The sequence below is a fragment of the Devosia sp. genome (genome assembly GCF_028290645.1).
Classification (GTDB): Bacteria; Pseudomonadota; Alphaproteobacteria; order Rhizobiales; family Devosiaceae; genus Devosia_A.
This window is the reverse complement of sequence record NZ_JAQGJL010000191.1, coordinates 1-5,893: the sequence shown is the minus strand read 5'-3', so window position 1 is coordinate 5,893 and position 5,893 is coordinate 1. Positions and strand designations below refer to the sequence as shown.

Below are 5,893 nucleotides of genomic sequence, written 5' to 3'. Positions count from 1 at the left end.
GCCCGGTGCCCTATGACGGCGAGGACGGCGTCCACGCCTTGCTCAAGGGCATCGAAACCCGCACCGGCTGGCACCCGTTCTTCGATCGCGGCAACTCGATTGGATTGCGCAACCTCGGCACCGTCGGCGGCATCTCGCTGGAGCCAGGCGGCCAGTTCGAGCTGAGCGGCTCGCCGCAGCTCACCATCCACGACGCCGCCGCCGAACTCGACTCCCATCTCGAGGACTGCCGCGTCATCGGGGCCCCGATGAACATCCATTTCCTCGGCCTCGGCGTCACCCCCTTCTGGTCTGTCGCCGACATCCCGGCCATGCCGAAGTCGCGCTATGCCATCATGACCAAGTACATGCAGCAGGTCGGCACGCTCGGCACTTCGATGATGTATCGCTCGGCCACCGTCCAGGCGAACCTCGACTTTTCCGACGAAGCCGACATGGTCAAGAAGCTCCGCGTCTCGGTAGCGCTGCAGCCCATCGTCACGGCGCTCTTTGCCAATTCGCCCTTCATCGACGGCAAGCCCTCGGGCTTCCTCAGCTTCCGCTCGCACATCTGGCTCAACACCGACCGCGCCCGCACCGGCATGCTGCCCTTCGCCTTCGAAGACGGCTTTGGCTTCGATCGCTACGCCGAATACGCCCTCGACGTGCCGATGTACTTCGTCATCCGCAAGGGCGAGTACATCAACACCGCCGGCGAAAGCTTCCGCGATTTCCTTGCCGGCAAGCTGCCGCAGCTGCCGGGCCAAAAGCCCACAATCAAGGACTGGGAGAACCATCTGTCGACCCTGTTCCCCGAAGTCCGCCTGAAGCAGTTTCTCGAGCAGCGCGGCGCCGACATGGGCGATCGCGGCCATGTCCTCGCGCTCGCCGCCATCTGGACGGGCCTCCTCTACGACAGCGAGTCGCTCGACGCCGCCTGGGATCTCGTCAGGGACTGGACCGAGGCCGAGCGCGAGACGCTGCGCAATGAGGTTCCCCGCACCGCCATCCACACCCCGTTCCGCGGCGGCACCGTCGCCGACATCGCTCGGCTGGCGGTAGGCCTCGCCAGCGACGGCCTCCGCCGCCGCAAGCACGTCGTGAGCGGCAAGGACGAAACCATCTACCTCGCCCCCCTCGAGGAGACCCTCGACCTCGGCAAGACCCAGGCCGAGCGCTGGCTCGACAAATACAACGGCGAATGGGCCGGCGACCTGACGCGAATCTTCGACGAAGCCGAGATGTAGCCCTTCTTCTCTTCTCCCCTTGAGATAGAAGGTGGCGCGCAGCGCCGGATGAGGGGAAGTCTGCCCTCACCCCGCCGTTTGGGCACCCTTCTCCCTCAAGGGGAGGGGGGAGTGTCCTATTTCGTCTGAGCCGCCAGCACCCGGCTCCCCATCCACGCCCCCAGCACCACCAGCACCACCGCCAGCACAAGTCCGATCCCGACGATCGGATCGCCGAAATCCCCCCGGAACACCGCGCGCAACGCCTCGACGATGTGCTTGAACGGGTTGAAGTTGGAGAGCACCTGCAGCCACGCCGGAGCCAGCGTCATCGGCAGCAGGATGCCCGACAACAAGAGGATCGGCAGCGCCAGCGTATTGACCATCGGGGCCAGCGCATCCTCGCTCTTGGTCGCGATGCCGATGGCGTTGGAGATGAACGAGAACGCCGCCCCCAGCAGCGCCACCAGCACCAGCCCGATCAGCAGTGCGCCGACCGGCACGCGCAAACCCATGAAATACGCCGCGCCGACCAGCACGCTCGCTTGCACCACGATCACCACCACGTCGCGCAGCGTGCGCCCCGCGATGATTGCAGCTCGCGACGCCGGCGACACCAGTTGCCGCTCGATCACCCCCGACCGCCACTCGGCAATGATGCCGAAGCCGACGAACAGCCCGCCAAAGATGCCGAGCTGTACCAGCAGCCCGGGCACGAACACCTGCCAGGCATCCCCCTGAAAGCCGGAGGTCGCCGCCACCGTCTGCAGCAGCGGCCCGAACAGCGTGAGGTAAAGGATCGGCTGCAGCAGCCCGATCAGCACCCAGAGCGGCTGCCGCAGCGACAGGCCCATGGCCCGGGCGAAGATGATCCAGGTATCGCGGATGAAGGTCATTAATTGCTCACTCCTGCGTTGTGCGTGCCGCGCAGCCCTCCCGACCCTTCCCGTCAAGGGAGTGACCGTGGGTGCCGCACACTGCGACATTTCAATCCCTCAGCGACCGCCCTGTCAGCGTCAGGAACACATCGTCGAGGGTAGGGCGGTTGACGTCGACGCCGATCGCATCGATCCCCGCCTTGGTGAGGTCCCCAAGCAGCACCGGCAGCGCCGTCGCCCCGTCCGGCACGTGAAAGCGCACCACATTGGCCTCGGCCACTGGGGCATCGGCGCCAGGCAGCCGCGCCGCGATCGCGGAGGAGCCTGCCGCATCCGCCTCGGTCCGCAGCGTCAGCGTGATGGTGTCCCCGGACACCCGCTTTTTCAGCTCCGCCGGCGTGCCCTCGGCAACAATGACGCCGTGGTCGATGATCAGGATGCGATCCGACAGCGAGTCGGCCTCGTCCATGTAATGCGTGGTGAGGAACACCGTCGTCCCCAACTCGTCCCGAAGCTTCCGGATATGATTCCACAGGTTCGCCCGGCTCTGCGGGTCGAGCCCGGTCGAGGGCTCGTCGAGAAACACCAGCCGCGGCCGGTGGATCAGGCCCATCACGATATCGAGCCGCCGGCGCTGCCCGCCAGACAGCGATCCGCAGGTGCGGTCCCAGATATCGGCAAGATCGAGCGCCGTCAGTAACTCCTTGCCGCGCTCGATCGCCACCTTCTTGTCGATCCCATAGAGCCGCGCATGGCTGACGATCTCCTCGCCCACTTTCGCCTCGGGCGACGTCGAGCCGGCCTGGCTGACATAGCCAATGCGCCGCCGCACCTCGACCGGATCGCGCCTCAGGTCCGCGCCGACCACCGTCGCCGAGCCATCGGTGGGCGTCAGCAACGTGCAGAGCATCTTCAGCGTCGTGGTCTTGCCGGCGCCGTTGGGACCGAGAAAACCGACGATCTCGCCCTCGCGGACGCTGAGGTCGATGCCGCGCACCGCCTCGATGGTCTTGCCCTTGGCGCCCCGCGCCTTGAAATTTCGCTTGAGACCCCTGGCCTCGATGATCGGTGGAGCAGTCACTTGCGCCTCGTTGTCATTGTGCGGCACGACGAAAAACCCGCCCGGCACGCACCGGATCGGCTCGAACGGATGCGATTGCAGTCTCATGCACCGCCCTTCCGGCCGCTATGCGTTGCGACGTCTTAGTGCTCATTTCGGCACCCCGGCTTGATCGCGGTTGCGCATGCCGGCCACGGACCCCAACCCCAGACCGGTGGCATCCCAGCGAAAGTTCGCTCCACACCGGAGCGGAAAAACGCCCGCCTACTCCGCCGCCATCGGCAAATTGTCCTTGCCATCGAGATTGCCCATGCTCGCCACGATGTGGCTCGACAGCGCATCATAAATCCCGCCATAGGCGTGACTCGCCCGCATCAGGGCGATCTCCGCATCACGCAGCCGCGGCAGGTCCTTGTCCTCGGCGATCACCCGCATCCCCGGCTGCAGTGCGCTCTCGGGCAGGAACCCGACCGCGAGGTCGGTCAGCACGGCGCTGGCGATCGCCATGGCGTTCGACGAGGTGTAGGCGATGCGATAGTCGCGGCCGATGCGGTTGAGTACTTCCACCGCATTGTCCTTCCAGCAGCAGGTCTGGCCGCCGGCGATGGGGAGCGGCTCGGTGGCAAGCGCCTGGCCGCCATGCGAAGCGACCCAGAACATCCGCTCGGTGCGGAACAGCTCGCCATATTCGTGGTTGGTGCCCTGGGTGAAGACGATGAGGTCGTACTTGCCCCTCTTCATCCCCTCGAGCAGCTCCTCGGACGGCTGGCAGCGCACGTCGACGACGATCTTGGGGTGGGTGCGCTGGAAGCTCGAGAGAATCACCGGCAGGAGGCGCACCGCATAGTCGTCCGGCACGCCGAAGCGGATCGAGCCCTTGAGGTCGCCGTCCGAGAACACGTCCATGATCTCGGCATTGACGCGGAGCATGCGGCGGGCGCGGGCATAGAGCGCGTGGCCGTGTTCGGTGAGCGCCACCGTGCGGCCGTCGCGGTTGAGGAGCGGCTGCCCGAGGCGTTCCTCGAGCCGCTTGATCTGCATCGAGACCGCCGACTGCGTCTTGTTCACCCGCCGCGCCGCCTCGGTGAAGCTGCCGCAATCGGCTATGGCGCAGAAGCTCTGCAACTGGTCCAGATCGAGAGGAGTCGTCATCCCGCTTCTCCATCACGGAATTTGATGATGGGGATGATTTCTATTTGTTGGACGAATGCAAGGCAAGGGCTCATATCCGCATCCATCGGCGATCGACGATCGCTTTCCCGCCTCGGCGCTCCCTGGCCCCGGCATAGTGAAATTGGAGAAGGACCATGGTCCACTTGCTCTCGAGCGAGCGGCCGTCGATGGCAGCCGCACCGTCCAACCCGTTCAGCGCACTGGCGAACTGGTTCGCCAAAGCCCGGGCACACCGTGCGCAGCGCATCGCCCTTGAGTCGCTTCTCGAGTACGATATTGCCCGCCTCGACGATCTCGGCATCAACCGCCAGGACCTGTTCGAGGCCCTAGACAGCCCCAGCCGGCGCCCCGGCTACAAGCTGTCCCAGAAGCGCGCCGAGAGCGCCCGGAATTGGCTCAACCCCTGAGTTGCGCCTCTCGCTTGGCTCAATCCCGGATTGTGCCATCTTCGGGCCGGCCCACCCGCCGGCCTTGTTTCCTGATGAACTGCCGGGTCCTCGGACCCGGCTTTTTTGTTTGGAGAGGCCGCTAGTCCCTATTGGTCGAAGCGGCGATGCTGCGCATCGCTCGGCCTATCCCGTCGCGTCCAGCCGCTCCGCGACCAGCTCCTGCAATCGCCACAGATGTGGGTCGTGGATGCCCATTTCTTCGAGGTGGCTCACCGTGTTGAACAAGTACTCAACCATCGACCCGCGCGACCCGACCGCCTTGCTCAGCACCTCGGCGACCTGATCCTCCGTGAGCCCCGATACGTACCGCCCGCTATTGCGGTCGATGCAGAAGGTGAAGGCGCGGACCGGGCCGTGCTCGGTCGCCACGGTGACCCAGCGCGGCGGAAACGGCGATGGCTTGGATCCCATCTCGCGCCGGCAGAGCAACTCGATGTTCTCCTCCGCCTTGCCCGGGGGCAGCCGATAGAGCGCGCCCTTGCAGGAGCCGCCGCGGTCGAGCGCCAGCATCAGCCCGGGATTCTGCTCGGAGCCGCGGAACCGGGTGTTCCAGCCGAGGCAGAAGGCACGGTGCCAGCCGCGCAGCAGCCCGGTGCGGATCTCGACGAAGGCGCAGGCCGGCTTCCAGATCAGGGAGCCATAGGCGAAGACCCATACTTGGCCCGACCCGTCGCTGCCCGCAAGGATGTCCTTGACGAACTGCCGGTAGTCCTCGTCGGTCGCCGCTTCTCCCGGCGGCCTTGGCGCGTCGGGCATCACCAGCAGCGCCATCCGGGCCACATGGGCCTCGGTCAAGCGCATCTGCCTCGCCGATCGGCCCATTCGTGATTGCCTCAGGGGAGTTGCGCGAAACCGTCGCCGAAACCGTTGAGCGAGACCGGGATGCCGATCCCTTCCTCAGGCGTCTTGAACACGAAGAAGATCGCGCTCTTGCCCTTGGTCAGCTTGCCGATGAGCTCGTCGTCGAGCACCACTTCGGCCACGCACCCGTTGGGCAGGCACCTCACGAACGCCACCCGGCCGATATTGACCCCGTCGATGTTGAGCCCGAGCCCGTTGGGCAGCAGCACCCCGAGCGGCGCCAGCACCCGCAGCAGCGGCGCCTGCTTGTCGGCGGTCTTGAGCTCG

General features: G+C 66.0%; 7 protein-coding genes. 2 read left to right on the top strand and 5 right to left on the bottom strand.

The window, feature by feature from the left end; genetic code table 11:
- Window positions 1–1,226: glutamate--cysteine ligase (locus JWQ89_RS10715; RefSeq protein WP_299640842.1), on the top strand; the 1,226-nt coding region annotated here is incomplete at its 5' end.
- 116 nt (window positions 1,227–1,342) lie between these two features.
- Here JWQ89_RS10715 and JWQ89_RS10710 read toward each other — a convergent pair.
- The 3 genes from JWQ89_RS10710 to JWQ89_RS10700 all read right to left on the bottom strand — a co-directional run bounded on the left by JWQ89_RS10710 (window position 1,343) and on the right by JWQ89_RS10700 (window position 4,295).
- On the bottom strand, window positions 1,343–2,101 hold the full coding sequence (locus JWQ89_RS10710) for an ABC transporter permease (protein ID WP_299640840.1): 759 nt from the start codon (window positions 2,099–2,101) through the stop codon (window positions 1,343–1,345).
- 91 nt (window positions 2,102–2,192) lie between these two features.
- Window positions 2,193–3,251: an ATP-binding cassette domain-containing protein gene (locus JWQ89_RS10705; protein WP_299640839.1), complete on the bottom strand. Its 1,059-nt coding sequence runs from the start codon at window positions 3,249–3,251 to the stop codon at window positions 2,193–2,195.
- 156 nt (window positions 3,252–3,407) lie between these two features.
- Window positions 3,408–4,295, bottom strand: a complete 888-nt coding sequence (locus JWQ89_RS10700; RefSeq protein ID WP_299640836.1) for a LysR family transcriptional regulator — start codon at window positions 4,293–4,295, stop codon at window positions 3,408–3,410.
- Window positions 4,296–4,450: 155 nt separating this feature from the next.
- Here JWQ89_RS10700 and JWQ89_RS10695 point away from each other — a divergent pair, with 155 nt between their 5' ends.
- Window positions 4,451–4,723, top strand: a complete 273-nt coding sequence (locus JWQ89_RS10695; RefSeq protein ID WP_299640834.1) for a hypothetical protein — start codon at window positions 4,451–4,453, stop codon at window positions 4,721–4,723.
- Between the two features lie 165 nt (window positions 4,724–4,888).
- On the opposite strand, the gene JWQ89_RS10690 is transcribed toward JWQ89_RS10695, so the two are convergent.
- Window positions 4,889–5,566, bottom strand: a complete 678-nt coding sequence (locus JWQ89_RS10690) for a gamma-glutamylcyclotransferase (protein ID WP_299640832.1) — start codon at window positions 5,564–5,566, stop codon at window positions 4,889–4,891.
- Window positions 5,567–5,598: 32 nt separating this feature from the next.
- Window positions 5,599–5,893: invasion associated locus B family protein (locus JWQ89_RS10685; RefSeq protein WP_299640830.1), on the bottom strand; the 295-nt coding region annotated here is incomplete at its 5' end.

Coding starts and splice junctions, on each gene's coding strand:
- JWQ89_RS10695 (WP_299640834.1), top strand. CDS start 4,451: ATGGTCCACTTGCTCTCGAGCGAGCGGCCGTCGATGGCAGCCGCACCG.
- JWQ89_RS10690 (WP_299640832.1), bottom strand. CDS start 5,566: ATGCGCTTGACCGAGGCCCATGTGGCCCGGATGGCGCTGCTGGTGATG.
- JWQ89_RS10705 (WP_299640839.1), bottom strand. CDS start 3,251: ATGAGACTGCAATCGCATCCGTTCGAGCCGATCCGGTGCGTGCCGGGC.
- JWQ89_RS10700 (WP_299640836.1), bottom strand. CDS start 4,295: ATGACGACTCCTCTCGATCTGGACCAGTTGCAGAGCTTCTGCGCCATA.
- JWQ89_RS10710 (WP_299640840.1), bottom strand. CDS start 2,101: ATGACCTTCATCCGCGATACCTGGATCATCTTCGCCCGGGCCATGGGC.